Source organism: Rhodococcus sp. 05-2254-6, assembly GCF_002258565.1.
Classification (GTDB): Bacteria; Actinomycetota; Actinomycetes; order Mycobacteriales; family Mycobacteriaceae; genus Rhodococcoides.
Genome location: NZ_NOZF01000068.1, coordinates 1 through 1,487, shown reverse-complemented (window position 1 = coordinate 1,487; position 1,487 = coordinate 1). Strand labels below are relative to the sequence as shown.

The following is a 1,487-nucleotide window of genomic DNA, read 5'->3' as shown; positions in this document are numbered from 1 at the left end:
CTGCGTGCCCGAGAGGCCGCGGAAGTCCCTGATTCGGGGAAGGGCAATGGAGACCAGACGGTCGAGGAACTCCCACATGCGGTCGCCACGGAGGGTGACGCGTGCGCCGATGGGCATTCCTTCGCGCAGCTTGAACTGTGCGATGGACTTGCGGGCCTTGCGGATCTCCGGCTTCTGGCCGGTGATGGCAGCGAGGTCGGCAACTGCACCGTTGATCAGCTTGGCGTCACGGGCGGCGTCGCCGACACCCATGTTGACGACGACCTTGACGATTCCGGGAATCTGCATGACGTTCTCGTATGCAAATTCGGTGTTCAGGGCGTCTTTGATCTCGGCGCGGTAGCGCGCCTTGAGGCGGGGCTGTTCGCCCGCGATGTTTTCGGTGGTAGTCATCTCAGATGTCCTTCCCGTTCTTGCGGGAAACACGAACGCGCTTGCCGGATTCCTCATCGGTCCGGTAGCCCACGCGAGTGGGGTTTCCGTCCGAGTCGACCACTGCGACGTTCGATACGTGGATCGGGGCTTCCTGAGTGACGATGCCACCCGAGGATGCGCCGCGCTGGTTGGCGGAGACCGCGGTGTGCTTCTTGATGCGATTCACACCCTCGACCAGAACCTTGGAGTCAGCGGGGTAGGCCTGAATGACCTTGCCCTTGGCACCCTTGTCCTTGCCTGCGATCACGAGAACGGTGTCGCCCTTGTGCACCTTCATTTACAGCACCTCCGGGGCGAGCGAGACGATCTTCATGAACTTCTTCTCACGCAGCTCACGGCCGACCGGGCCGAAGATACGAGTTCCACGGGGATCGTTGTCGGGCTTGATCAGCACCGCAGCGTTCTCGTCGAAACGGATGTACGAGCCATCCGGACGGCGACGCTCCTTGATGGTGCGGACGATGACCGCCTTGACGACCTCACCCTTCTTGATGTTTCCACCGGGAATGGCGTCCTTCACCGTAGCTACGATGATGTCGCCGATTCCGGCGTAGCGACGTGACGAACCACCGAGAACGCGGATGCAAAGGATTTCCTTCGCGCCCGTGTTATCAGCGACGCGTACTCGCGACTCCTGCTGAATCACTAACTTCTCCTTGACCTGGATGTACGTACGTGCCGGATTTCCGTCCCGACACGCGCGGTCGGATGCCGAGAGCGGGCGCACGAAGACACACCGCTGCCACAGGCAACCGGTCAAGTGTAGGGGAACGGGCCTCCAGGATCCAAATCGCCATCGCTCGAGCACCGGCCGTCGCCTGCGAACACAGAACTCTCGGTACGGTTTCGGAGATGGGACATCTTCGGATCAGCGGGGCGCGGCGATGACGTCGACGGGCGACGACGGCGGTTGGTGGTCGAGTCTGCCACTGGATCGGGTCGTCCGACTGCACGGTGCCACCGAGCGGGAACTCGCCGAGTCCGTGAACCCTCTGCCGTCGGACGCGCCCTCGATCGTGTTCTTCGCGGTCGATCCCGCGACGGCGAACCGT

At 62.5% G+C, this 1,487-nt stretch carries 3 protein-coding genes; all 3 read right to left on the bottom strand.

Annotated features, from left to right (window positions below):
* The coding region (gene rplE, locus CH256_RS08595; protein ID WP_094669315.1) for a 50S ribosomal protein L5 at positions 1-393 on the bottom strand (393 nt) is incomplete at its 3' end.
* A 1-nt stretch (position 394) separates the two neighbouring features.
* The gene (rplX, locus tag CH256_RS08590) at positions 395-712 is read right to left on the bottom strand and encodes a 50S ribosomal protein L24 (protein WP_008718278.1); all 318 of its coding nucleotides are present in this window, start codon (positions 710-712) and stop codon (positions 395-397) included.
* The gene (gene rplN / locus CH256_RS08585; protein WP_032397538.1) at positions 713-1,081 is read right to left on the bottom strand and encodes a 50S ribosomal protein L14; all 369 of its coding nucleotides are present in this window, start codon (positions 1,079-1,081) and stop codon (positions 713-715) included. It lies immediately after the preceding gene.
* Between the last annotated feature and the right edge of the window lie 406 nt (positions 1,082-1,487).

Excerpts from the sequence above, each read along its gene's own strand:
- rplX (WP_008718278.1), bottom strand. The coding sequence starts at position 712 with ATGAAGGTGCACAAGGGCGACACCGTTCTCGTGATCGCAGGCAAGGAC.